Below are 24,008 nucleotides of genomic sequence, written 5' to 3' on the forward strand. Positions count from 1 at the left end.
ATAGCCAATTGACATTGGCGTTCCTTATATCCCCGCCATTAATGGCGGGGCTTTACGGAACTCGCGGTAAAAATAGTTAACAAACTGTCGCGTAGCAAACTTGCTGAGTTTCAAAAATTAGTTTGAGACGGCGAGTGCTACGCGCCATCTTTTTTTATATTGCTCCTTAGGTGCCTTTAACTTATCAATAATTATCCTTTAGAGCAAAGGTGCAGGCCGACAACACCAACGATACATACTCCAATAAAAAAAATTTGTCCCTTAGTAAGGCTTTCATTGAAGAGTAAAGCACCTGCTACGAGTACACCAACAGCACCAAGCGTTGTCCAAATGGCATATGTGAGTCCTGAAGGCAGAGTCCTCATCACACGCGCTAAAAGATACATGTTCGCACAAGTGAGAGCTATAGGTATAAGTGCAAAAAATCGACTAAGTGAAAAGTAGGATAATGCTTTGAGGCTGCATCCCCAAGCGATTTCAGTCACAACAGCGACCATCAACAGAGCCCAAGTTGAAAGCATCTTGAATTTCCTTTATTTTGGGCTCATGATGAAATATCCCTTCTGTCCGCATGGAAACCCACAGATGCAGGCAGAAGCGAGACGGTTACGAACTCCCATCAGGCGTGCTCATTTTAACAAATCTCTGCTTGAAGTTTGACCGCTTGATCATCACTTCTGTTTTATTCTTAAGTGGTAGTTTGTTAATTATTTTTATTTCGCCTTAATAAATTGCACTTTAATCCGATTACTCGTCTGGATTAATGGTGTTGACAAACGGCCAGGGGCCGCTGAAGTCACTCTGGAAAGGCAGTTGACCGAAATGAGTCACCCAACCATCTTCCAAGAAGGTATGCATCGCATAGCCCGGCGTTTCAAATACAAATTCATCACCACCTTTAGGCGTCAAGTCCAGGAGCATTTGCAGCGAAACGGACGGAGCAGTCACAACGACAGTTCCTGTCTTTGTTAAAGTGGTTACTGGACGGTGTAGGTGCCCCGTGCACATGCGCACATTCTTGTGGCGTTTCAAAATGTCTAGAAGACGCTCAGCGTTACCAAAGGGCTCATCCATGTAACCCATTCCAGGTTTGACCGGTGTGTGATGTGAAAAAACCAACGTCGGTTTGTTTACTTTTTCAAGTTCAGTTTCCAACTTATCTAACACCGCATCGGGCACAGCCCCCCAGTGAATGCCCGGCTGCAACGTATCCAAAAGAAATAGGAAGTAATCACCCAAGTCCACAGAAAAACTTAAATTTTGCTCACTGAAATAACCGGGGCAGAAAGAACTCAACGATTCCAAAAACGGTTTTCTGCGATCGTGATTACCGGGAACCATGAAGCTAGGACGACCCAGTGATGAAAATACCGCGCGAATCAGATGGTAGGCATCAATATTGCCGTCACAACTTAAGTCTCCGGTTACTACGATGGCCTCATATTCACTTTCATGATGTTTAAGCCATTCGGTCAATTCAATCATGCGGCGAGCCGTGTTGGCCTTGGCATAGGCCAATTTCCCAACCGGCTCAACGTGCAAATCGGAAATATGCAAAATAGGTTTCATTTTTAACCCTTAAAAACCATTAAATCCTCAGCCCCAATTGCCAAATAGCCCTCGCAGCCCGACTGAATGTCTGGCGAGATCTCGGTCATATTCACTTTAACCAACTTCCCGGCCTGCTCTTTGAGCTCTACAGAAATGCGAACAAAACTACCCATAAAATGAAAATCGCGAACAATCACAGGAATTTTCAGTTCATTGCAATGGTTAGCTCCGTTCGGACAAATCACTGTAGCTGCATCCGGACGGAAGAATGCTAAAACATCCCCATTCATTTCCTTTTCCAAACGATCCTTGCTACTCGCAGCCAACTTAGAGACTTCAATTTTCACATTACCAAAGTGCAGCATACCGTTTTCTAAACGACCGTGTAACTTATTGCTGTTACCTACAAAACCCGCAACAAAGTCCGTGCTCGGATTATCCCAAACATTCTTCGGAGTATCGGCCTGGTGGATCACACCGCCTTGCATAACAACGATCTTGTCACCCAAAACCATGGCTTCATCCTGATCATGAGTCACAATAACGGCGGTAATGCCTAATTGCTTCAAAATAACGGCCAGTTCTTCACGAACCTTGTGCCGCAAAAGTGCATCCAATGCCGTAAGCGGTTCATCAAGCAGTAGTACTCTCGGACGAATCGCTAACGCACGCGCTAAGGCCACGCGCTGACGTTGACCACCAGAAAGCGCCAAAACCGATCGATCCGCATAGGGCTCCAGATTAACGAGCTGAAGCATTTCCTTAACCGTCTCGCGAATCTTTTCAGGATTTTCCTTTCTGACCGCCAAACCGTAAGCTACGTTTTCTTCAACGGTCATATTCGGAAACAAGGCGTAAGACTGGAACATGAAACCTATTTGACGTTTTTCTGCGGGTAGCCCGGTAACATTTTTGCCGCCAATCCAAATTTCTGAGCCTTCATCGGGCGTTTCCAAGCCTGCGATCATTCTTAACAGTGTTGTCTTACCGCAACCGGATGGCCCCAACAAAACCGTTCGACAACCGGCATCCAACGTTAACGAAAACGGAGACAAAACCAAAGTAGATCCGTAGTGTTTGCTCACATTTTTCAGCTCAATGGAGACAGATTCTTGCATTTGTCAATCATCCTTCACAATTCAATCGTATGACTATTTGCCCTTACGCATCTTGTTTAACCGCTCGGGCAACTTTTGCATCATCGAGAGAAGCGGCACAAGAATTACAAAGAAAATAAACGTGTAGGCACTGCCGATTTCCAAGCGCATCGAAGCGTAGCTATCGGCCAAACCCACCGGCAAGGTCTTGGTATACGGAGTTTGGAGCATCCAGGAAATATTGAATTCTCCCAGTGACACAGTCACCACCATCAAAGCACCAGCCAAAATACCGGGCATAGCAACCGGCACAACAACGCGCCTGAACGTTGTCCAGGCATCTGCTCCCAGCGTTGAAGAGGCCTCCTCATATTGCGACAGCGGCTCAACTCGTAAAACTGCGGCCACGGAACGAACCATAAAGGGTAGACAGAACATCACGTGACCGGCCAACAGAAAGAAAATACTTTGACGGAAATAGGAAAAACCGCCCCAAATCAAAAGAATACCTAAGCCAATGGCAAGCCCCGGCATAGAAAGAGGCAAAATGAACGCCTCTTCGAGGAAAGCCGCCCACTTTTTGCGTTGTTCTCTTACCAACACCCAAGCGGCCGGCACGCCGATAATGACACAAATGACAAGCGCCATGAGAGCTAAAAGCAAGCTTCGCAAAATCGTGTCGCCATAAAGTTCGAGTACCTTAAAGAGCCACTGCGTGGTCAAGCCAGATTTCACGCCTCTGAAGGCGTTCACTGTAAAGGCCGTGATCACCATCTGAACAACGGGCACCATCAAAAAGAGCAATGTCAACCCAGTCAGCGCCGCTTCAAATGTCGTCGCTCCATTCATCGGTTTCTTGTAACTAGACATTTTTACTACCCCCTTATGCCGCACCAGTTGTCGACGTGGTGCCGGAGAAACAACGCGCCGCTACAAGCATCACCCAAGTAATCAAACCCAACACAACCGAAAGCATGGCCGCCGAAGCAATATTGGCCGAAAGCGTGAACTCCGTGTAGATCGTGATCGGAAGCACATTAATATCCGTTGCGAGAGTAAAAGCCGTGCCAAACGCCCCCATTGATGTGGCAAAGCACAAAGCACCCGTTGAAAAAAGCGCCGGCGTCAAGGCAGGAATGGTGACGTCTTTAAGAATCCGAAATGACGAAGCGCCCAATGTTCTGGCTGCTTCTTCGTACATCGGGTCCATTTTCTTAGTGGCCGCCATCACCGTAGTCACCACGCGGGGAATAGAGAAGTAAAGGTAACCCAAGAAAAGTCCAATCATGCCGTAGGCAAAAACCAATTTGCCCATGCTTAAAGTTTGTGTCGCCGATCCGATCAGACCATTTCTGCCTCCCAGCATAATGATCATGAAGCCAACTACAACACCGGGAAACGACAGGGGCAATGTAATCAGCCCCACCACAGTGTCTCTACCCCAGAAACGGTGTCTTTCAAGAAAAAGCCCTGTCAGGCCTCCGACCACCAAACTAGCAAGCGTCACCACAATGGAGAGCAAAATAGTGGAAATAACGCTCGTGCTGTAACGAGGATTAGTGATTACTTCCAAATAAAGCCCTAAACCGCTTTCTGATGAAACTGAAGCCGGCAGTAATCGTAAAACCGGCAAAATAAAAAATGCCAGCAGCACGATTACTGACGGAATGAGATAAAGCCAAATCGTACGAGATTTCATCTTCTCTCATCCTTGATGGTTAACCTTTGGTGGCCTTCAAATACGCCTCGCCGAAAGCTTGCTGAATCGTGGCCATCTTGGCGTAGTCAATGCTCAAGACGCGTTCGTATTCAGAAGCCGGCAGGAACTTAGAGGCGGCAGAGGCAGGAATTTCACCCAAGACCGGGCGTAGGTAGTTTTCCGCCCAGAACTGCTGACCTTTTTCACTCAAGACAAAATCGATCACAGCCTGACCATTTTCACGGTGTGGCGCATTCTTCACCAAGCTCATGACGTAAGGAACCTGAATAGTGCCTTCCTTCGGGATCACAAATTCGATCGGGGCCTTGTCGGTGTACTTAGCACGGTAAGCATCAAAGTCATAATCAAACAAGATGGGAATTTCACCGGACAAGCAGCGAGCATAAGCTGTCTGTTTCGGAATGATCGGTTGATTGTTCAGAAGCTTCTTATAGAAGTCGATACCAGGGGTGAAGTTATCCAACGTGCCCCCTAAAGCCTGGTTAGCAGCCACAGCACAGGCATAACCTACAAACGCGGAGGACGGATCCAAGAACCCGATCATGCCTTCGTACTTCGGATCCAAAAGATCTTGCCAGCTACGCGGCACCGGGATTTTATCGAGAGCCTCAGTATTGACCATGAAACCTACGGTACCAGCGTGAATGGAAACCCAGTGACCGTCAGGATCTTTCAGATTAGCGGGGACTGATTGCCAGCCCTTGCCTTTATAGGCTTCAGTAATTCCGGCTTTCTTGGCGTTAATAGCAAAAGAAATCCCCAAGTACATTGCGTCTGCCACAGGATTTTTTGCTTCCGCGATTACTTGAGAAACAGCCTGACCGGAATTTTTGTTATCAATTGGCACGTGAATACCGGTTTCTTTGGCAATCAATTCAAGCATATTACCCCAGCCGGCCCATTCGGCTGGCACGTTGTAGCAAATTGCCGTTTTTTCTTGAGCGAAAGCGCTCTTAGCCCAAGAACCAGAAGCCAAAACAGCGGCGCTAAATATAGCCTTGTTAAAGTTACGTCTGTTGATCGTTGTCATAATTTCCTCTTAATGTCTAACTCTCTCGGGAGATGGCTCAATGTAAAAACTCCTCTTGTTGAATCAATGAAAGAACAATGACAACTTGATGACAAATATCTTGAACTAGGCAGTTTTACCTAGATATGTGTTTAAATTTGAATAAAAATTCCAGAAGCAGAGAGTACCTGTACAGTTTTTGTAAAAATTTGAAGTTTGATCTAACAAAGCAAGGCGGGCATAGAATCTTGAATAATCCCTTACAACTATTTGATATTTAAGATTAAAAATAAGGGATAAAAAAAATCGCCAGCTTTTTCTTCAAGCTAGCGACTGATTTTGGTGCCCGTTGACTGACTCGAACAGACGACCTACCGCTTACAAGGCGGTTGCTCTACCAACTGAGCTAAACGGGCATCAAAGAAGCGCTTATTTTACACGAGAAAAAACCGGTTTGGGAGGGGGCGGTTTAATTTCTTCATCCTCGGGTTCATCACTATTAGGACTGAACATCATTCCTTTATTCGGTTCTTCTTGCGGGAACATTCCGGCAATGTTGCGATAAGGAACCCGACAACGCAGTGCCTTTTCTCCAAAACGAGCTTCAAAGCTAATTTCTCGATCATCAAAAGTTAAGTTATGAGTAGCCTCTGAGGATATGTCGAAAATAATTTGTCCGTCTTCGACAAACTCCTGAGGCACTACACAATTATCATCGACCCGTACGAGAACATAGGGTGTCAACCCCACGTCTGTACACCAATTCCAAATGGCTTGAACCAAATAGGACTTAATGGATGGTCTTGACATAATCGAAAAACCTTTCTTTATTTAGCGGCGCATCACTTTTTCTGACGGCGTCATGGAGTCAATAAAAGACTGACGCGAGAAAAGTCGCTCGGCGTACTTATGCAACGGAGCTGCAGACTTGGGCAACTCAATACCGTAAACACCCAAACGCCACAACAACGGAGCCATCACGACATCCAACATCGTGAAGTCTTCACCGAAGATGTATTTATTCTTCGTGAAAATCGGAGCCATCGCCGTCAATTGGTCGCGAATATTTGTACGTGCGATTTCTTTGGCAGCCTCGTCAGCCTGACGGGATTCAAGTGTCTTCACATGAGTGAACAGCTCACGTTCAAAATTGAACATAAACAGACGAACCCGAGCACGCAATACGGGCTCAGCCGGCATCAATTGCGGGTGCGGGAAACGTTCATCCAAATATTCACAGATGATATTGGCTTCGTAGAGGAAAAATTCACGTTCGACCAAAACCGGTACTTCACCGTAAGGATTCATCGTGAGGATATCGGCCGGAATGTTATTAACATCAACATCACGAACTTCAAAGTCCATTCCCTTTTCATACAAAAGGAAACGGCAACGGTGAGAAAACGGGCACGTCGTACCGGAATACAAAATCATCTCTAACTCCTTGGTGTGCAAAAAACTTAATCACAACAAATCGTTAATCTGTGCTCCAAACACAAAAAAGCACACCGTTTTTTAATTTTAAAAGGTTCAGCGAAAAAACGCCATCGAAAAGCCATTTTCCCCTTAAAAATCATTTAATTAGATTGGATTTTCATCGTCGACAAAAATACACTCCAATCCATGGTTTTCACCAAGCCAATCGCTAAGCGCCTTTATGCCCAAACGTTCAGTGGCATGATGCCCGCAAACCAAAAACGGAACATGCATTTCTCGGGCTAAATGGGTGGTCCGCTCAGTTGCTTCCCCACTTATATAAGCATCAGCTCCCATGGCAATCGCTTCTTCAAAGAAGTCTTCCGCCGCACCAGAGCACCAGGCCAATCGAGAAACGGTCTTGGTTTGATCTCCCAACACCAACGGTGAACGGTTCAAACTTTTTTCTAAATGAGAAGCTAGCGCCTGCACCGTGATCGGCGGCACAAGACCACTCCAAATAAAGCTATTCTCCCCACCCTGGGCTACATCCGTGGCCGCTAACAATTGGGCCATCTGAGCGTTATTGCCCAAAGTGATGTGAGCATCAAGCGGCAAGTGATAGGCTATTAAATTGATATCCCCGCTCATGAGTGTTTTCAGACGACGATACTTCGTTGCGACGACTGCCGGATTTTCACCTCGCCAAAACCAGCCATGGTGCACCAATAAAGCGTCTGCTTTCAAAGCAAGAGCCTGATCCAAAACGTTTTGTGTAGCAGAAACCGCCGTCACAATACGTGATATCTCGCCTTTTCCCTCAACCTGCAAACCATTGGGCGCGTAATCCTTAAAAAGTTCAGGGTGCAAAAGATCGTTGAGAATTTCAATCAGATGTTGTCTTTGCATAGGACTTCTCCGCTTATCATTTGGAGAAAAAAACAAGCTGTGGCTAAGACTCGCCGGAGTCTTCCTTCTTACCGAAAAGTTTTACGCACCACAAGCCTACTTGATAGAGTACAACCAAGGGAACAGCCAATAAACACTGACTCATCACATCAGGAGGAGTCACGATTGCCGCTACCACAAAGGCGCCCACAATAACGTAAGGACGTATTTTGCACATACGCTCGTAACTGGCCACACCCATTCGATTTAGGACCATCACGACGATAGGCACTTCAAAGGTAATCCCAAAAGCCACAAACATGGTGATGACGAAACTGAAATAGGCATCAATGTCAGGGGCAAAATTGACGCTTTCCGGACTAAAGCCTGCGATAAACATAAAGACCATCCGGAAAACAATGAAGTAACAGTAAAGCATCCCCAAGGCAAACATTACAATGCTTGAGGCAAGAATCGGGAAAATTAAACGTTTTTCTCGCTTGTAAAGCCCCGGCGCAATAAAAGCCCAAACCTGATACAACACATAGGGCAACGCGATCAGAAAAGCCAAAAACAGAGTGACTTTCAACGGAACAAAAAAGGGAGCGACGACGCCTGTTGACAACATTTTGACACCTTGAGGCAAAGCCGCCATCAGCGGCTGACTCAAAAGGTCAAAAATGTGCTTCATGAATGGAGAAAGCACGGCAAAAACAACAAGCACACTCACCGCGGCCCGCACCAGTCGGCTTCTGAGCTCCAGCAAGTGCGACATTAGAGGTTGTTCACGATCAACCTCTTCGTCTTCCGGGCTTTCATAGGTTAACTTTTTGTTGTCAGCCATCTGTTTTCTCATCGATAAATACGCGGACGGTTGACTCGGGCTCTCGGCGCATAACGCCTGTTATAGCCTCCGAGAGTCTTACGCGGTAACGCCATTTCACGGCGAAGCTCTTCCAATTCCGCAATCACATCATCAAGTGAGGGACTGGGTTTGTAACGGCGAGGGACATATTGCGAGCGATAAGCATCGGAGCTGCTCGGGTCAGCTTCCCAACTGAAAGGACTTGGCGATTCGTTGCGGGAGGCTTCTAGAGTTGCCTCTGCTTGATTAAATTGCGTGTAGGGATCCGCTGACTCAGACGCTTGAACTGAAGAAGTACCGGAAACCTCGTCAAGAGCGTGATTGACGTCTTTTGCTTGTTCGGTCAACGCCGTTTGCACATCGCTGACTGACTGCCTCAACCCTGCTGCAGAAGAGGCGATATCATCCCGAAGCTTCTTAATTTCAGCTAACTGAGATTCTCTCTCGAACTCCCCTTTTACCTGTGAAATATAGCTCTGAGCTTTGGCAAAAAAACGCCCTGCAGCCCTAGCTACCTCAGGCATTTTTTCAGGCCCAAGAACAACCAGAGCAACCACTCCGATAACAAGAATTTCCGTAAAACCGAGATCAAACATATCAAACAAAAAGCGGGCGAAGAACCTTCAGATCCCCGCCCAGAGCTTTCCGTTAAATCTATTTTTTAGCTTCGGTCTTTTCCTTAGCGGTCACATCAACCGTATTAGCGTTGGCCTCATTGGCGACTTTCTTCGGCTCTTCTTCCTGACCTTCCTTGAGGCCTTCTTTAAAGCCCTTAATGCCACCACCTAAGTCACGTCCCAAGTTTTTCAACTTGCTCGTACCAAAAACCAACACGACGATCACTAAAACGATCAACCAATGCCAAATGGAAAAACTTCCCATCTTTTAACTCCTACGCGGCCACGGTTGCGGGCCACCCATGACATGAATATGCAAATGGCCGACTTCCTGACCGCCATCACGACCCGTATTGATCACGACACGGAAACCATTCTGGCAGCCCTGCTCCTTGGCCAACTGAGGTACCAAAGCAAGCATTTTACCCAAAAGGGGCGTGTCTTCGGGTTGAGCTTCAGCCAAAGACACCAAATGTTTTTTCGGAATCAACAAAAAATGAATCGGCGCAGAAGGATTAATATCATGAAACGCCAACACGTCCTCATCTTCATAAACCTTCTTGCAAGGGATCTCTCCCTTGATGATTTTGCAAAAGATGCAGTCTTGCATAGTGTTTTCCTTTTTTAAATCCTTGCATCAGGCAATACGCTCAATCTGAGCACCCAATGCTGCCAATTTTACTTCCATATGGTCGTATCCACGATCCAAATGATAGATACGATCGACTATTGTTTCACCCTTGGCGACAAGACCGGCAATGACAAGCGAGGCGGAAGCGCGCAAATCCGTAGCCATTACATTAGCCCCTGACAACGCTTCTACACCCGTTACCACAGCCGTATGACCATCGACCGTAATATTGGCTCCAAGTCGTTGAAGTTCGGGAACATGCATGAAACGATTTTCAAAAATGGTTTCAGTAATTCGACCGGTACCTTCGGCGATGGTGTCAAGAGCCATAAATTGCGCTTGCATGTCTGTTGGGAATCCCGGGTGAGGAACCGTCCGTACGCTCACAGCCTTGGGACGCTTATCAATACTTACTCGTATCCAATCATCACCGGTCTGAACAGTCGCACCCGCTTCTCTTAATTTTTCCAACACAATATCAAGCGTGTGGGGAGCGGCATGTGTTACCGTCACATCGCCTCTGGTCATCAACGCGGCCACCAAGAAACTTCCCGTCTCAATACGGTCCGGCAAGACAGAATGAGTTGCGCCGTGCAGCTCTGAGACGCCTTCCACTTCAATAACCGGCGTTCCGGCTCCTCGGATTTTCGCGCCCATGGCAATCAGGCAGTTGGCCAAATCAACCACTTCCGGTTCACGGGCGGCATTTTCAATAACCGTTGTCCCTTCCGCAAGCGTGGCGGCCATCAAAAGATTTTCTGTACCGGTTACTGTCACCATGTCGGTAACAATATGAGCACCTTTCAATCGTTTGGCTTTCGCAACCACATAACCGTGATCAATAACGACTTCAGCTCCTAAGGTTTGCAGGCCTTTAATATGCTGATCGACCGGTCTGGCACCAATAGCGCAGCCGCCTGGCAGCGACACTCTTGCCTCACCAAAACGGGCAAGCATCGGTCCCAAAGTAACGATAGAGGCTCGCATCGTTTTCACAAGTTCATAGGGAGCCGTCAGTGTCGTCAAACTCTTCGCATTAAGTCTCACCGTTTCCGTATCTGAGGGACGTTCAACGGTCATTCCTAAGCCGCTTAGCAATTTGCCCATTGTCCGAATATCCGACAGATGCGGCACGTTATGCAAGACCAAATCATCGGCTGTTAAAAGAGAAGCCGCCAAAATCGGCAAAGCCGCATTTTTTGCTCCCGATGCCTTTACTTCACCTTTGAGGCGGCAGCCGCCTGTAACTTTCAGTTTTTCCATAGCTTTTCGATTTATCTCAGAGCCGCCAACGACGTATCTGTTCAATCATAATAAAAAATGATTTTTTATCTGCCTTCCAACGGATAATTTTGTTGCCAAAATTTTCAATTGATTAGATCTGAGCAGTGGAAGTCTTTTCACAATACGGGCGAATCAGTTCTCGAACACCGTAAAGCTTAGCCAAACTCCACATGCCTTCAGGCAAATTGACAATTTTTGCTTGTAACTTCTGCTGTTGAGCTTGTTGAAGCCACTTCAGGATCAAGGCCAAAAGAGCACTGTCGGCATTTCGGACCCCGGAACAATCAAACACTGCATCCGATTGCCCCAGAGCTCGCTTGGCCAGCTCTTCCCAATGTCCAATATCCTCAAACGTTACCGTTTCTTGATCAATTTTCATATTGAATTTCATCACCCGAGGTTTCACCCTCGGGCAACTTCCACATTTTTCTTACTTTTTGGCCGTTTCAGGGTGATCTACACGGTCCTGCATTCGACGAATCAACCCTTCAATGCCTTCCTGTGCAGCGATATTGCCGTACTGGTTACGATAATTGCTGACAAGCCACACGCCTTCGACATTAACATCAATAACCTTCCAGCCCTGATCTTTGATATTGCGAAGACGGTAAACCATCTGCACTTCCGGTTTACCGGGATCAGAAATAGAACTCATCCCCGTTCTGACAATGGCTTCGGTTCCATCATTTTGTCCGCGAGGCAAAATACGAACTTTTTGATCTTTAGCCATGCTCAGCCCGCCGGAATAAACCTGGATGAGCGTTTCGCGGAATAAATGCTGCAATTGTTCACGCTGCTCAGGCGTTGCTTGGCGCCATTTCGGACCAACGGCCATACGAGTCATTCTCAGGAAATCGACAGCAGGCATCATTTTTTCATCAACCAAGGCTTCCACAGCCTTTTTTTCGCCTTGCTGCAGTTTAGGATCTTTCTTAATTGCATCCAAAATTTCGTTGGAAACCTTAAGAACGAACTCTTCGGGAGATTGTGTACTCGGAGCTGAGGCTGCAGGCAATGCAGCACAAGTCAGCGCCAAACACCCGACAAACGCCATAAAAACACGACGCAACATAGGATTTTCTCCTTTAATCTTCGTAATCCTCGTCTTCGAACTCGTCTTCAATCAACACCAACGGAGGGTTGCCATCCCAGACGAGATTCTCACGATTTTGCAGATAGGCTTCACGCACTGCAACATAGGGATCCAATGCTGTTTGTAGCATTGCATCCGTAGCCAACAATTTTGCTCGAGTATCAATGACCTTCAGAGCACCCAAGCCCACAGCATACGGATAGCGTTCACTTCTATCCCAGAAAATATATGTCGTCGGATCCGTAGCCCAATCCACAGGAATAGAGGCGGTATCTCGAGCAGTACTCGGTCCCAAGAATGGCCAAACAATGTAGGGACCTGGTCCCACTCCCCATGTGCCCAACGTTTCACCGAAATCTTCCGGGGCGTATTCCAAGTTCATGTGAGAGGCCACATCAAAAAGCCCGGCAATACCGACCGTTGAATTGATCAGGAAACGCGCAAAGCTCACCGCGCCTTCTTTAAATTTCCCTTGCAGGAAATTGTTGAGCATATTGCCCGGTTCACCCAAATTGGAGAAAAAGTTACTGACACCGTCTTGAACAGGAGTCGGTACATAATCCGCGTAACTTTGGGCAATAGGATGAAGCACATACTCGTCCATCGTCATGTTGAAAGCATGAGTCTGACGATTAAATGTTTCCCAAGGATCGTTGGGATTTTCACCAGAATTCGGCGGCACCACCGCACAGGAGGCCAGGGCCGAACTCAGCGCGATAGCTATAAGAGAGCGTTTGAGCGTAGTCTTCATAGCCGGATTATTCCTTATCTTTATTTTCTACAAAACTGTACATGAATTTGCTGATCATCTGCTCAAGCACCATAGCCGACTGCGTACGACGAATCTTGCCGCCCGTTTCCAAAACTTCTTCATCGGCACCGGCAACAAATCCGATGTATTGTTCGCCCAGAAGACCGGAAGTTAAAATTTGTGCTTCCGTATCCGTTGGGAACTGATATTGCGAGTCAATTGTCATTGTCACGCGAGCTTGGAAGAGTTCGTTATCAAAATTCACGCTCTCAACGCGGCCGATGACAACACCAGCGCTTTTTACCGGCGCTCTGGGTTTCAGACCACCGATATTGTCAAACATTGCCTCCACCGTATAGGTTTTCTGAGACCATGAAAAACTTCCCAAATTGGCGGCCTGAAGTGCCGTAAAAAGCAACGCGGCAAAGCCGGCAACAACAAAAAGCCCCACCATGAGCTCAACTCCGCGTTTGCGATCTGCTTTTCGTTCCATCGAAAACCCCTTTCTAAACCGAGAACATCAGGGCTGTCATAATGAAGTCGAGCCCTAAAACCATCAACGAAGAAATGACCACCGTACGAGTCGTCGCACGTGAGACGCCCTCCGGAGTCGGCCTTGCGTTGTAGCCTTGATAAAGAGAAATTAATCCTACTGCAACAGCGAAAACCACAGATTTGATAACACTATTGCCTACGTCTGAAAACACATCCACGCCGGCTTGCATCTGTGACCAGAATGCACCGCCATCGACCCCAATCATCACAACACCGACGATCCAAGCGCCGAAAATACCGACAGCGGTAAAAATACAAGCCAATAGCGGCAATGAAATCAGTACCCCCCAGAAACGAGGCGCCAACACACGACGAACGGGATCCACACCCATCATTTCCATGGCGGCCACCTGTTCTCCGGCTCGCATCAAACCGATTTCTGCAGTAAGCGACGTACCGGCCCGTCCGGCAAAAAGCAATGCCGCCACAACCGGGCCCAATTCACGAGCCAATGACAAAGCAACCATGACACCCAAGGCTTGCTCACTGCCGTAACTGACCAAAATGTAGTAACCCTGAAGCGCCAAGACAAATCCGACAAACAACCCTGAAACAGCAATAATCAGCAGGGAGTAGTTACCGATGAAGTGAATTTGTTGAACCACAAGCCAAAAACGGGCCAAAGAGGCGGGCAACTCTTTAAAAAGCTGCAGCGCAAAAATGGCCATTCGTCCGACATGGCGGACTTGTTCCAGAGTCCAGGCGCCTAAATCAATCAATGCATTCATGGTGCGTGTACTCCAAATTCTTCTGCAATCGGCTCGGCCGGATAATGGAAAGCCACCGGACCGTCCGGAGCACCATCAATAAATTGACGAACGTAAGGATCAGTCGAAGCGGATAACTCCTGCGGAGTTCCTTCTGCAGCGATCCGTCCTGACGAAATCATGTAGACATAATCGGCGATAGCAAAAGTCTCCGGTACATCGTGCGTGACAATGATGCTCGTCGCATTGAGAGCATCATTTAAATCACGGATCAGCCGAGCTGTCACCCCCATAGAAATCGGATCCAACCCGGCAAACGGTTCGTCATACATGATAAGTTCTGGATCCAGGGCCGTTGCACGAGCCAGTGCCACACGACGCGACATCCCGCCAGAAATTTCGCTGGGCATCAAATCAGCCGCACCACGAAGGCCGACGGCATTTAATTTCATCAACGCCATACGAATAATCAATTCTTCACTGAGCTTTGTCTGCTCGCGCAACGGAAAGGCAACGTTATCCAAAACGGACATATCGGTAAAGAGTGCTCCAAATTGAAAGAGCATCCCCATGCGGCGACGTTGCGCGTAAAGTTTTTCCTTATCTGACGTATCCAGCGGTTCGCCATCGATTAAAATTGTGCCTTTATCTGGGGTTTCAATTCCGCCAATTAACTTTAAAAGCGTTGTTTTCCCCATGCCAGAGCCGCCCATAATGGCAACAACCTGCCCACGGCCGAAATGCAGCGTCACATCATCGAGAATGACACGGCGACCGTATCCAAAAGTTACGTCTTGAACTGTTACAAAATCACTCACTCGTGATTCCTTTTTCGGCAATCAATATCAATAGACTGAATAAGCATTCAGAATTTTTCAATTATACGCTGAGATCAGCCCTATCCCACTTAATAATGCGGTTCAAATCGAACACTGCGGGCAATCCCTAAATCCGTCAACCGTTGGTCATCGTTAGCGATGATTTTGAAGTGTTCGGCGACATCATCGGGCACATCCATAACATGACCGGTTTTATAGTTGATATAAACCCATTCCGTTGCGCCGAGGCTCACCACGCGGGAGCCGCGTTTAATCGCGTAACGGCGAAGCGATCGAGGACCGGAAAGGTTTTCAACCCAAGAATAAATTGTCAATTCATCGCCTTCATAGCACGGTCTCAAATACTCGATCCAATGTTCTCTGGCGACCCAGACTTCGCCACGCTCCAAACATTCCTTCGCTCCGCACCCTAAAGAAGCGGCGTGAGCCATCGCTGCTTTTTCCATCCAACGAAGGTATTCCCGATTATTGACATGTTTCAAAATATCAATGGATTCCGGACCAACCTTAAAACTGTGTTGATAAATATCGATCATTTTTCTGTACTAATCTTGAAAAGAAAGTTGAAAGCATAGCGAATTTTGGCAAAAAGGCGCTCGCTTCGTCGACATTTTTTCATATCTCCTTAAATTTGTTACGGTATTTTTTCGTTAAGTGCTCGCAAAATACCCCCTAAAACGGTAGTATTCTGTCCGTTCGGTTGCTGGTTCAAGATCGGTTTATTTATTCCCCCTTTTCATTTTTTCTCCTTGGCCCAACTGTCCCGAATTCTGACTGATATGAAGACAAATAAAACTCAAAAATCTTGGTTCAAAAAAGCGTTGAAGTGGCTGGCCATCTCCGGTTTCTGCGGTGCAGGAGCGGCTATTGGCATGGGACTTGTTGTCTTTTCTGTTGTCTACTATCAACTGCCGCCCATTGACGCATTAACACAGTATCGTCCCAAAGTGCCCCTGCGCATTTACACCGCCGACGGTGATCTAATCGGCGAATTTGGTGAAGAACGCCGTGATTACGTCCCGTTTGACGAAATTCCCCGGCACGTCAAGTTGGCAATCCTTGCTGCTGAAGATAATGGTTTTTATGAGCACTCCGGCATTGAATTCATGGGAATTGCACGCGCCGCGCTCGCCAACCTCATCACTGGCCGTCGCGGACAAGGTGGCAGCACCATCACGATGCAGGTAGCAAGAAACTTTTTCTTGAGTTCTGAAAGAAGCTACACCCGCAAGCTTTACGAAGTAGCCTTAGCTTTCAAAATTGAACAAAATCTCTCCAAAGACAAGATTTTTGAGGTCTATGCCAACCAGATCTTCTTAGGTCACCGCTCTTACGGGTTCGGCAGTGCCGCAAAAACCTACTTTGGAAAAGATCTCCGGGATCTTTCCATTTCGGAAGCCGCCGTCTTGGCCGGTCTGCCCGTTGCGCCGAGTGCTTATAACCCGTTGGTGAATATGCGCCGTGCTACGATGCGCCGCAACTATGTTTTGGGACGAATGTTCAATCTGGGCTACATTGATGAGATCACCTATGCTTCGGCCATGGCTCAGCCGATTGAAGTTCGTCAAAGCACCGCCGAACAGCAAAAAACGCAACTGCAAACTCAGGAGCTGCACGCCGGCTACATTGCTGAACTTGCGCGCATGCTGATGCTACCTTATTTCAAGGACACCATTTATGATCAAGGCATCAATGTCTACACGACCATCAGAAGCCGCGATCAATTAATTGCCAGCAACACCGTTCGACAGAACATGATTGAGTACGATCGTCGCTACGGTTATCGCGGTGTGGAAGGCTATGCCGATATTTCCCATGAAGACACGCGTGAAGCTAATATCCGAATGGCCTTATCAAAGGTGATATCCAGCTCCAACCTTTTGCCGGGGGTAGTCACGCAATTAACACCAAAATTGATGACTGTTCAACTCTATAACGGTGAAACGGTCTCTTTGGATGCTAAGGGCTTTGCCTTTGCCCAACGCTTTATCGCTCAAAAGGGTAAAACGCTTAAAGGCCGCTACAAGGAAAAAGAATTGCGAGTCGGAGCCGTGGTGCGTGTCACTCAGGACAACAAAGGCAAATGGTCTTTGGGACAAATTCCTGCTGTAGAAAGCGCCTTTATTTCGGCTAACTTTAATACCGGTGCCATTTATTCACTGGTGGGTGGATTTGACTTTAAGATCAATCAATTCAATCACGTCACTCAAGCTTGGCGTCAACCGGGTTCGAGTTTCAAACCCTTTATCTATTCTGCGGCTCTCGATAAGGGCTTTACTCCAGCCACGATCATCAATGATGCTCCGCTTTCCATTGATCCGCGTTTAACCGGCGGCAAACTGTGGGAACCAAGAAATGATGATCGTAAATACGACGGTCCGATGACACTGGCCGATGCAATCGCCCGTTCCAAGAACTTGGTCTCGATTAGAATCGTCCAGGCCATTGATCCTTATTACGCCCAGCAATACATTTCTCGGTTTGGCTTTGACCCGAAGAACCATCCGCCGCTTCTGACCATGGCTTTGGGGGTTGGCTCCGTTACGCCCTGGGAAATGGTAGCCGGCTACTCCGTTTTCGCCAACGGTGGTTATTTAGTGCAACCCTACTTGATTGAAAAAGTAACCGACTCCGAAGGCAACGTACTCATGCAGGCGCACAATGCCAAGGTTGGTGACGGTGCACCGCGCACCATTGATGCTAGAAACGCTTACGTGATGAATTCTTTGTTGCACGGTGTGGCCGTTCGCGGAACGGGTCGCCGTGCCGGAAACGCCTTAAAGCGTGAAGACATGGGGGTTAAAACCGGTACGACCAACGATGCTCTTGACGCGTGGTTCGCGGGCTACGCCGGTGAAATCACCGCGGTGGGTTGGATGGGTTACGACCAACCGAAATCGCTTGGCGCCAATGCTTACGGTGCTGGACTTGTCTTGCCTGTGTGGGTCAATTACATGAAGGCCGTTTTAAAGAATGCGCCAGAATACTACCGACCTCAACCGGCTGACGTCGTCGAAATCAACGGTCAGCCCTTCTATGCGGATCAGGTTGGCGATACAGTCCAAACCCTAGGACTTGGAGAAACAAGCACTCCGGGCGAAGTCGATCCGATCACAGAAACCATCCGTGATCAGATTTTCTAACGTATAACCGTCTTACGCGATAAGCTCGACCGCTCGGCCGAGCTTTTGCGTCAATAGCGAGGACAGATCTTTAAAAATGCTTCGTCTGGTGCAAGTGTCAAGCCACTCTCCGGCATTGCGTTCGTAGTGATGGCCACCTTTTACGCTTGCAAGCCACAACTGTTGAGTCGGTGTCTGACTATTGATGACAATTTGAAAGCCGTCATCAAATTCTATGGTCAAAACATTGCCCTGACGATCAACGTCTAAATCGTCATCGACCGCTTCGACAGCCGATTGGATTCGTTGTAAAGTTGACTCTGCGAGTTCGATAAACTCCGTTTCCGTCATTTTTAACCGTTAATACATGCAAAACATGAGACAGATTTTAGCGATTTTGGCTGCCGCCGTTCTTTTGACGGCCTGCGGCATTAAAGGTGATCTTTATTTACCCGACCGCGGACAGGCTCCGCAGGAATCGGTTTCGGATATCGAAGCCGATCCCCTCAACGTACCTGAATAGTCAAGTACCATGGGTTCTCTGCCGTCCGCTCATTTTTCCTACCGCGCCTCGTCACTATACTGTGAGGAGGTGGCGCTCTGTGACTTGGCTAGCCAATACGGCACGCCTTTGTACGTCTACTCACGTCAAACCATTGAAGAGGCTGCGCAAAAGTATGAGACGGCTTTCTGCAATATAGCCCACAAGTTGTGTTACGCCGTCAAGGCGAATTCCAACCTGGCCATTCTGAAAATTCTTCAAAAGAGAGGATGGGGATTTGACATTGTCTCTCTGGGAGAATTGGCTAGAGTTCTGCAGATCGGAGCTGATCCTAAAAAAATCGTTTTTAGCGGAGTGGGAAAAACTGAGGAAGAAATTCGAGTGGCGTTGTCCGCTGGGGTTGGGGTTTTCAACATTGAAAGTGAACCGGAATTTGAACGCCTGGCAAAAATTGCCGCTCAGATGCATTGCAGACCTCGGGTTTATTTCCGAGTTAACCCGGATGTTGACGCGCACACTCACCCCTATATTTCCACGGGATTAAAGACCAATAAGTTTGGCGTTGATTTTTACAGTGCCTTCGGCTTATTGAAACGAGCCGCTGTTTGTGAATCTGTTGAACTTGCCGGAATAGACTGTCATATCGGCTCTCAACTGACCTCTTTTGAGCCGTATTTTGATGCCTGCGACAGGCTATTGGATTTACTAAAGAAGCTTCGTGCCGCCGGAATTGAACTAAAAGACATTGATTTCGGGGGCGGCGTCGGCGTCTGTTATCGGGATGAAACAGTCGAACCCATTGAAAATCTTGTTCTCGGTTTAAAAAGCCGATTGACCCAAAGCGGTTTTGATCACTTGAGAATCGTCATGGAGCCGGGCCGTTCCATTGTCGCGGCTGCCGGTCTTCTTTTGTGTTCTGTGCAATATGTCAAGACAACGCCGGTTAAACACTTTCTGATTACCGATGCCGGCATGAACGATCTGATTCGTCCGGCTCTTTATGCCGCTTGGATGCCGGTGTTGCCCATCCGCCAGAGTGATTGTCCCGAAGTACTCTTTGATGTTGTAGGACCGGTTTGTGAATCCAGCGACTGGCTCGCCAGAGACCGCGTCCTGCCCGCTCAAGCCGGAGAACTTTTAGCCGTAACAATGGCAGGCGCCTATGGCATGAGTATGGCTTCGCGTTATAACTCCAGAAGACTGCCCGCTGAAGTCCTGGTTAGTGGCAAAACATCGCAATTAATTCGCAGACGGGATTCCTTGGAAGATCTTTGGACAAACGAAATCGTCCCTGCCGATATCTAATCTGCCTTAAGTCTTTTAACTTATTGAGAAATTAGGGATTTTTTCTATATACGAGCTAGTTCATCAGTGGTAAATTGCTTTGCATCTTTTTTGTATTAATAGCTGATTTACCACCATGGATTGGCTTATTGCATTATTTTCCACCCCGAATTCGATCGCTCATATTTTGCTAGCCTATTCCATCGTTATTGCGTTGGGAATGGCGCTGGGCAAAATAAAAATTTTCGGGGTCTCTCTCGGTGTTACCTTTGTTTTATTTACAGGCCTTTTGCTCAACTATCTCGGCATGAAGGTCGATCCCACTGTTCTGGGTTTTATTCGTGACTTCGGACTCATTCTCTTTGTCTTTTTTATCGGTTTGCAAGTGGGGCCGTCTTTCTTTTCATCCTTTAAAAGTGGAGGAATCGTTTTAAACGGACTGATGGTGCTCGCAGTCGTTTTAAGCGTCATCGTTACGATTGTCCTTTACTTTTGCTTCTCTGACACGCTTTCCCTGGCTCAGATGCTCGGAGTTCATTACGGTGCCGTCACAAACACGCCGGGTTTGGGTGCCACCCAAGAGGCCCTTGCTCAACTCAATTACCAAGGTGAAGACATTGCGGTGGCTTATGCGTGTGCCTACCCGCTTGGTGTGGTGAGTATCATCGGTACCGCCATTGCCCTCCGTTTTATCTTCAAAATTGACATGAAGGAAGAAGACCAGCATTGGGAAGCGGAAGAAAAAGCCTCCAACCACGTTTCTATTTTCTTTCACGTGTGCGTCACAAACCGGGCGCTAGAAGGTCGAAGCATTGGAGACATCCGCGCCTTTATTGCTCGTCCGTTTATCTGTTCACGCATTTTGCATGACGGAGTTATTTCCAGCCCCAGTTCTGAATCTCTGGTTCATGTGGGCGACGTTGTACGCATCGTCTCCGGGGAAGAAAATAAGGACGCCATTGTGGCGTTTTTCGGCGAAGAAGATAAAAAGGCAGATCTGGCAACGGAGCACTCCCCCATCACCAGCAAACGCCTATCGGTTACTCGTACGGAAATAAACGGACTGACCGTTGCCGATTTGCATTTAAGTCATTCTGACGGAGTCAATATCACCCGCGTTTATCGAGCAGGTATGCAGCTTTTCCCGTATCAAAATCTGCATATTCAAATAGGCGATGAACTGTATTGCGTAGGCCCAGCCAATTCCATCAAACGATTGGAAGATCGTTTAGGCAATAAGATCAAGCGATTGGAACACCCCAATCTGATTGCTATCTTCATTGGCATTGCCGTGGGCATTCTCTTTGGCTCTCTTCCAATTGTCATCCCCGGTATGCCCGTTCCGTTAAAACTTGGCTTAGCGGGCGGTCCGCTTATTATTGCGATTTTGCTTGGGCGGTTCGGTTCTTTATTCCGTCTGGTCACTTATACGACTTCTTCGGCCAACCTAATGCTACGCGAATTAGGCATTTCTCTTTTCCTTGCCAGCGTGGGACTGGCTGCCGGTGAAAATTTTGTGGACGCACTTTTAGTTGGTAACGGCCCTCTTTATGTTGTTTTAGGTCTGTTGGTGACAATCATTCCGCTTTTAACAGTGGGCTGTATTGCCAGACACTTTTTTCACATCAACTACCATAGCATTGTGGGTTTAATGGCAGGTGCAACGACTGATCCGCCCACCCTTGCCTACGCAGCCACATTGTCAGAGAAAAACTCTTCTGCTGTTGCCTACTCAACGGTTTACCCCTTGGCTATGTTTTTGAGAATTTTGACCGGACAGCTCGTCTTACTGATCATGTGGTCCTTTGTCAGCGTTGCCTGAGTCTAAAACCCGAAGTTTAGCTTCGGGTGTTTAGCTTCGGGTTTTATTTGCCCAAAACTTAAACTACGCATAAGATTGGCGATCTAATATGTCAACCCAATAAAAATTACGAGGAACACGTTTTGAGTTTATTCGATAGCGCCCGATTTCGCCTTTCTGTCTCGCAGCTTCAAGGCTTGCCCGTCGGAGACGTTCCGGAGATTGCCTTTGCCGGACGCTCTAATGCGGGGAAATCGACCACCATTAACGTTCTGACACGTCAGGGACGTCTGGCTTTTGCCTCAAAGACTCCAGGACGCACACAACTGATCAATTTTTTTGATCTCAGTGAAAAAGACGAACACGGTCACCGACAACGCGTTGCCTCGCTTGTGGACCTACCCGGCTACGGCTTTGCCAAAGCCGCCGAAGGTACACGAAAGACCTGGTCGGAATTAATTGGCGGTTATTTAGCCTCTCGGGATACGCTCACTGGTATCGTGGTTGTCATGGATGCCCGACGTCCTTTTATGCCCACCGATGAATGGGTTATTGATTTTTTAAATACCCGCCCGGTTAGGATGCACTTTTTACTCAACAAAAGTGATCAGCTCAACAACCAGGCAAAAAAAGAAACTCTATACAAAGTAAGAGCCCGCGCAGCAGAAATCGGGCCTCATGTTTCTGTTCAGCTTTTTTCAGGTTTGAAACGGGAAGGTGTTGACGAATTGCGCGAAACACTTTTGCGTTGGATTCGTCGCGAAGAACTTTCCGCCTGACGTTATTTTTAATAGGACACTGATAAATGCACGTCTTAGGTCATTATCCTCAAAAGCGTATGCGTCGCATGCGTCATGATGAATTCTCTCGCCGCTTAATGCGCGAAAACACTCTGACGGCTTCAGATTTGATTTTGCCGGTTTTTGTCATGGAAGGTGAAGGCCGTCGCCAAGCCGTTCCGACCATGCCGGGAGTCGAACGAATGACGCCTGATGAACTTTGCAAAGTGGCTCAGGAAATGGTTGATCTGGGCATTCCTATGATCGCTCTTTTCCCGGCAATTGAAGATCGTCTGAAAACACCCGATGGCCGCGAAGCCGCCAATCCTGACGGTTTGATTCCAAGAGTCGTTCGTATGCTCAAGGAAAAATTCCCGCAATTGGGAGTTATGTGTGACGTAGCACTTGACCCCTACACAACCCACGGCCAAGACGGTTTAATTGACGAAACGGGCTATATTCTCAATGACGAAACCATTGAAATGCTCGTTCAGCAATCGCTTGCTCAAGCCCGAGCAGGCGCTGACGTAGTAGCTCCCAGTGACATGATGGACGGTCGCATCGGCGTTATCCGCGAAGCTTTGGATAAAGAGGGTTTCATCCATACCCGTATCATGGCTTATTCGGCTAAATATGCCAGTGCTTTCTATGGCCCCTTCCGTGATGCCGTAGGCTCTGCAGCCAACCTTGGTAAAAGCAATAAAGCGGTCTACCAAATGGATCCAGCCAACAGCGATGAAGCTCTCTGGGAAGTGGGTTTAGATTTGGAAGAGGGTGCCGACATGGTTATGGTCAAACCGGGCCTACCCTACTTAGATGTTCTGCGTCGTGTCAAGGATGAATTCCAAGCGCCGACTTTTGCCTATCACGTCAGCGGCGAATATGCCCTTTTGAAAGCCGCAGCCGCTGCAGGCTATATCGATGAAAAGAAGTTCACGCTTGAAACCATGATGTGCTTTAAGCGCGCCGGCGCCGACGGTATCCTCACGTATTGTGCATTGGATGTCGCTCGTTGGCTCAAAGACACACCGGTTAGTCTCTAAAACGACCTTTTAATAAAGCCGCCTGAAATTTCCAGGCGGCATTATTTTAATAGCCTCTCAAGCGTCTTAATTCGCGCCCCTCGCGCTTCGTAGGTCGTCCTTTGGAGGTTCTGTCCAAAGCGGGTTCAACAGCCAATTTACGAAGCGCCGCGCGCTCCTCACGTCGACGCTGCCCTTCTTCGGTCTCCATATAAAGCTCTCGGGCAACTGAAGCCGGTCCTCTTTGGAGACTGAAACCGGCTACCAACACCTCGAAAACATCCTCTCCGCGATGAATTTCCAACTTATCTGACAGTTTGACTTCTTTAGCGGGTTTAATGCGCTCGCCATTGAGCTTTACCCGCCCTAGTTCGACGGCTTCCTGTGCCAAACTTCTCGTTTTGAAAAATCGTGCGGCCCACAGCCATTTGTCAATTCTTTCACTTGTGAGTTCTGTCATATTTATGCCTAAACA

General features: G+C 47.7%; 29 protein-coding genes and 1 tRNA gene. 6 read left to right on the plus strand and 24 right to left on the minus strand.

The annotated features are described in order from the left end of the window. Positions 1-191: 191 nt before the first annotated feature. From NW199_RS03415 to NW199_RS03520, 22 genes are all read right to left on the minus strand, one after another. A complete protein-coding gene (locus tag NW199_RS03415; protein ID WP_205050099.1) occupies positions 192-521 on the minus strand; it encodes a DMT family transporter in 330 nt (109 codons plus the stop codon). Positions 522-747: 226 nt separating this feature from the next. Next, the gene (locus tag NW199_RS03420; RefSeq protein WP_258333646.1) at positions 748-1,569 is read right to left on the minus strand and encodes a metallophosphoesterase; all 822 of its coding nucleotides are present in this window, start codon (positions 1,567-1,569) and stop codon (positions 748-750) included. Between the two features lie 2 nt (positions 1,570-1,571). Then, positions 1,572-2,669, minus strand: a complete 1,098-nt coding sequence (locus NW199_RS03425; protein WP_258333647.1) for an ABC transporter ATP-binding protein — start codon at positions 2,667-2,669, stop codon at positions 1,572-1,574. Positions 2,670-2,702: 33 nt separating this feature from the next. After that, complete coding sequence (locus NW199_RS03430) at positions 2,703-3,518, minus strand: ABC transporter permease (RefSeq protein WP_258333648.1); 816 nt, start codon at positions 3,516-3,518, stop codon at positions 2,703-2,705. Positions 3,519-3,531: 13 nt separating this feature from the next. Beyond that, positions 3,532-4,347 (minus strand): ABC transporter permease, encoded by an 816-nt coding sequence (locus NW199_RS03435; RefSeq protein ID WP_258333649.1) that lies wholly within the window; start codon positions 4,345-4,347, stop codon positions 3,532-3,534. A gap of 19 nt (positions 4,348-4,366) precedes the next feature. After that, positions 4,367-5,398, minus strand: coding sequence for an extracellular solute-binding protein (locus NW199_RS03440; RefSeq protein WP_258333650.1), 1,032 nt, complete (start codon positions 5,396-5,398; stop codon positions 4,367-4,369). Between the two features lie 319 nt (positions 5,399-5,717). After that, positions 5,718-5,793, minus strand: a tRNA-Thr gene (locus tag NW199_RS03445). A 13-nt stretch (positions 5,794-5,806) separates the two neighbouring features. Beyond that, entirely contained in the window at positions 5,807-6,187 is a 381-nt protein-coding gene (locus NW199_RS03450; RefSeq protein ID WP_022472195.1) for a stringent starvation protein B, read from the minus strand. Positions 6,188-6,208: 21 nt separating this feature from the next. Further along, positions 6,209-6,811, minus strand: a complete 603-nt coding sequence (locus tag NW199_RS03455) for a glutathione S-transferase N-terminal domain-containing protein (RefSeq protein WP_022472196.1) — start codon at positions 6,809-6,811, stop codon at positions 6,209-6,211. Between the two features lie 147 nt (positions 6,812-6,958). Continuing rightward, positions 6,959-7,702, minus strand: coding sequence for a Nif3-like dinuclear metal center hexameric protein (locus tag NW199_RS03460; RefSeq protein ID WP_022472197.1), 744 nt, complete (start codon positions 7,700-7,702; stop codon positions 6,959-6,961). A 43-nt stretch (positions 7,703-7,745) separates the two neighbouring features. Further along, positions 7,746-8,525 carry a twin-arginine translocase subunit TatC gene (tatC, locus tag NW199_RS03465; RefSeq protein WP_022472198.1) on the minus strand — a complete coding sequence of 260 codons (780 nt, stop codon included), beginning with the start codon at positions 8,523-8,525 and terminating at the stop codon, positions 7,746-7,748. Positions 8,526-8,533: 8 nt separating this feature from the next. Next, positions 8,534-9,142, minus strand: a complete 609-nt coding sequence (tatB, locus tag NW199_RS03470) for a Sec-independent protein translocase protein TatB (protein ID WP_249091719.1) — start codon at positions 9,140-9,142, stop codon at positions 8,534-8,536. 58 nt (positions 9,143-9,200) lie between these two features. Further along, positions 9,201-9,428 (minus strand): Sec-independent protein translocase subunit TatA, encoded by a 228-nt coding sequence (gene tatA / locus NW199_RS03475; protein ID WP_258333651.1) that lies wholly within the window; start codon positions 9,426-9,428, stop codon positions 9,201-9,203. Between the two features lie 3 nt (positions 9,429-9,431). Continuing rightward, a complete protein-coding gene (locus NW199_RS03480) occupies positions 9,432-9,773 on the minus strand; it encodes a histidine triad nucleotide-binding protein (RefSeq protein ID WP_022472201.1) in 342 nt (113 codons plus the stop codon). Between the two features lie 27 nt (positions 9,774-9,800). Beyond that, positions 9,801-11,057 carry a UDP-N-acetylglucosamine 1-carboxyvinyltransferase gene (gene murA / locus NW199_RS03485; protein WP_022472202.1) on the minus strand — a complete coding sequence of 419 codons (1,257 nt, stop codon included), beginning with the start codon at positions 11,055-11,057 and terminating at the stop codon, positions 9,801-9,803. A gap of 112 nt (positions 11,058-11,169) precedes the next feature. After that, the gene (locus NW199_RS03490) at positions 11,170-11,457 is read right to left on the minus strand and encodes an STAS domain-containing protein (RefSeq protein WP_022472203.1); all 288 of its coding nucleotides are present in this window, start codon (positions 11,455-11,457) and stop codon (positions 11,170-11,172) included. Positions 11,458-11,508: 51 nt separating this feature from the next. Next, positions 11,509-12,150, minus strand: a complete 642-nt coding sequence (locus NW199_RS03495; protein ID WP_022472204.1) for an MlaC/ttg2D family ABC transporter substrate-binding protein — start codon at positions 12,148-12,150, stop codon at positions 11,509-11,511. 13 nt (positions 12,151-12,163) lie between these two features. Continuing rightward, positions 12,164-12,922 carry an MlaA family lipoprotein gene (locus NW199_RS03500; protein WP_022472205.1) on the minus strand — a complete coding sequence of 253 codons (759 nt, stop codon included), beginning with the start codon at positions 12,920-12,922 and terminating at the stop codon, positions 12,164-12,166. A gap of 7 nt (positions 12,923-12,929) precedes the next feature. Continuing rightward, on the minus strand, positions 12,930-13,415 hold the full coding sequence (gene mlaD / locus NW199_RS03505; RefSeq protein WP_022472206.1) for an outer membrane lipid asymmetry maintenance protein MlaD: 486 nt from the start codon (positions 13,413-13,415) through the stop codon (positions 12,930-12,932). 13 nt (positions 13,416-13,428) lie between these two features. After that, a complete protein-coding gene (gene mlaE, locus NW199_RS03510; RefSeq protein ID WP_022472207.1) occupies positions 13,429-14,205 on the minus strand; it encodes a lipid asymmetry maintenance ABC transporter permease subunit MlaE in 777 nt (258 codons plus the stop codon). Beyond that, positions 14,202-15,002: an ABC transporter ATP-binding protein gene (locus tag NW199_RS03515; protein WP_022472208.1), complete on the minus strand. Its 801-nt coding sequence runs from the start codon at positions 15,000-15,002 to the stop codon at positions 14,202-14,204. Before NW199_RS03515 ends, mlaE begins: the two co-directional genes overlap by 4 nt. An 89-nt stretch (positions 15,003-15,091) precedes the next feature. Next, positions 15,092-15,559 (minus strand): acyl-CoA thioesterase, encoded by a 468-nt coding sequence (locus NW199_RS03520; RefSeq protein ID WP_249091717.1) that lies wholly within the window; start codon positions 15,557-15,559, stop codon positions 15,092-15,094. Positions 15,560-15,802: 243 nt separating this feature from the next. Here NW199_RS03520 and NW199_RS03525 point away from each other — a divergent pair, with 243 nt between their 5' ends. Continuing rightward, on the plus strand, positions 15,803-18,166 hold the full coding sequence (locus NW199_RS03525; protein ID WP_258333652.1) for a penicillin-binding protein 1A: 2,364 nt from the start codon (positions 15,803-15,805) through the stop codon (positions 18,164-18,166). 12 nt (positions 18,167-18,178) lie between these two features. Here the strand turns inward: NW199_RS03525 and cyaY are convergent, their stop codons facing one another. Further along, on the minus strand, positions 18,179-18,496 hold the full coding sequence (gene cyaY / locus NW199_RS03530; protein ID WP_022472211.1) for an iron donor protein CyaY: 318 nt from the start codon (positions 18,494-18,496) through the stop codon (positions 18,179-18,181). Positions 18,497-18,521: 25 nt separating this feature from the next. Between cyaY and lptM the strand changes: the two genes are divergently transcribed. From lptM to hemB, 5 genes are all read left to right on the plus strand, one after another. Continuing rightward, positions 18,522-18,668 (plus strand): LPS translocon maturation chaperone LptM, encoded by a 147-nt coding sequence (lptM, locus tag NW199_RS03535; RefSeq protein WP_249091715.1) that lies wholly within the window; start codon positions 18,522-18,524, stop codon positions 18,666-18,668. A 9-nt stretch (positions 18,669-18,677) separates the two neighbouring features. Further along, complete coding sequence (lysA, locus tag NW199_RS03540) at positions 18,678-19,952, plus strand: diaminopimelate decarboxylase (RefSeq protein ID WP_258333653.1); 1,275 nt, start codon at positions 18,678-18,680, stop codon at positions 19,950-19,952. 115 nt (positions 19,953-20,067) lie between these two features. After that, a complete protein-coding gene (locus NW199_RS03545; protein ID WP_258333654.1) occupies positions 20,068-21,753 on the plus strand; it encodes a putative transporter in 1,686 nt (561 codons plus the stop codon). Positions 21,754-21,875: 122 nt separating this feature from the next. Beyond that, positions 21,876-22,511, plus strand: coding sequence for a ribosome biogenesis GTP-binding protein YihA/YsxC (yihA, locus tag NW199_RS03550; RefSeq protein WP_022472215.1), 636 nt, complete (start codon positions 21,876-21,878; stop codon positions 22,509-22,511). A gap of 26 nt (positions 22,512-22,537) precedes the next feature. Then, on the plus strand, positions 22,538-23,554 hold the full coding sequence (gene hemB / locus NW199_RS03555) for a porphobilinogen synthase (protein WP_258333655.1): 1,017 nt from the start codon (positions 22,538-22,540) through the stop codon (positions 23,552-23,554). Positions 23,555-23,600: 46 nt separating this feature from the next. On the opposite strand, the gene NW199_RS03560 is transcribed toward hemB, so the two are convergent. Further along, positions 23,601-23,993, minus strand: coding sequence for an RNA-binding S4 domain-containing protein (locus NW199_RS03560; protein ID WP_249091710.1), 393 nt, complete (start codon positions 23,991-23,993; stop codon positions 23,601-23,603). Between the last annotated feature and the right edge of the window lie 15 nt (positions 23,994-24,008).

This window comes from Parasutterella secunda (genome assembly GCF_024733725.1).
Taxonomy (GTDB): domain Bacteria; phylum Pseudomonadota; class Gammaproteobacteria; order Burkholderiales; family Burkholderiaceae_F; genus Aphodousia; species Aphodousia faecalis.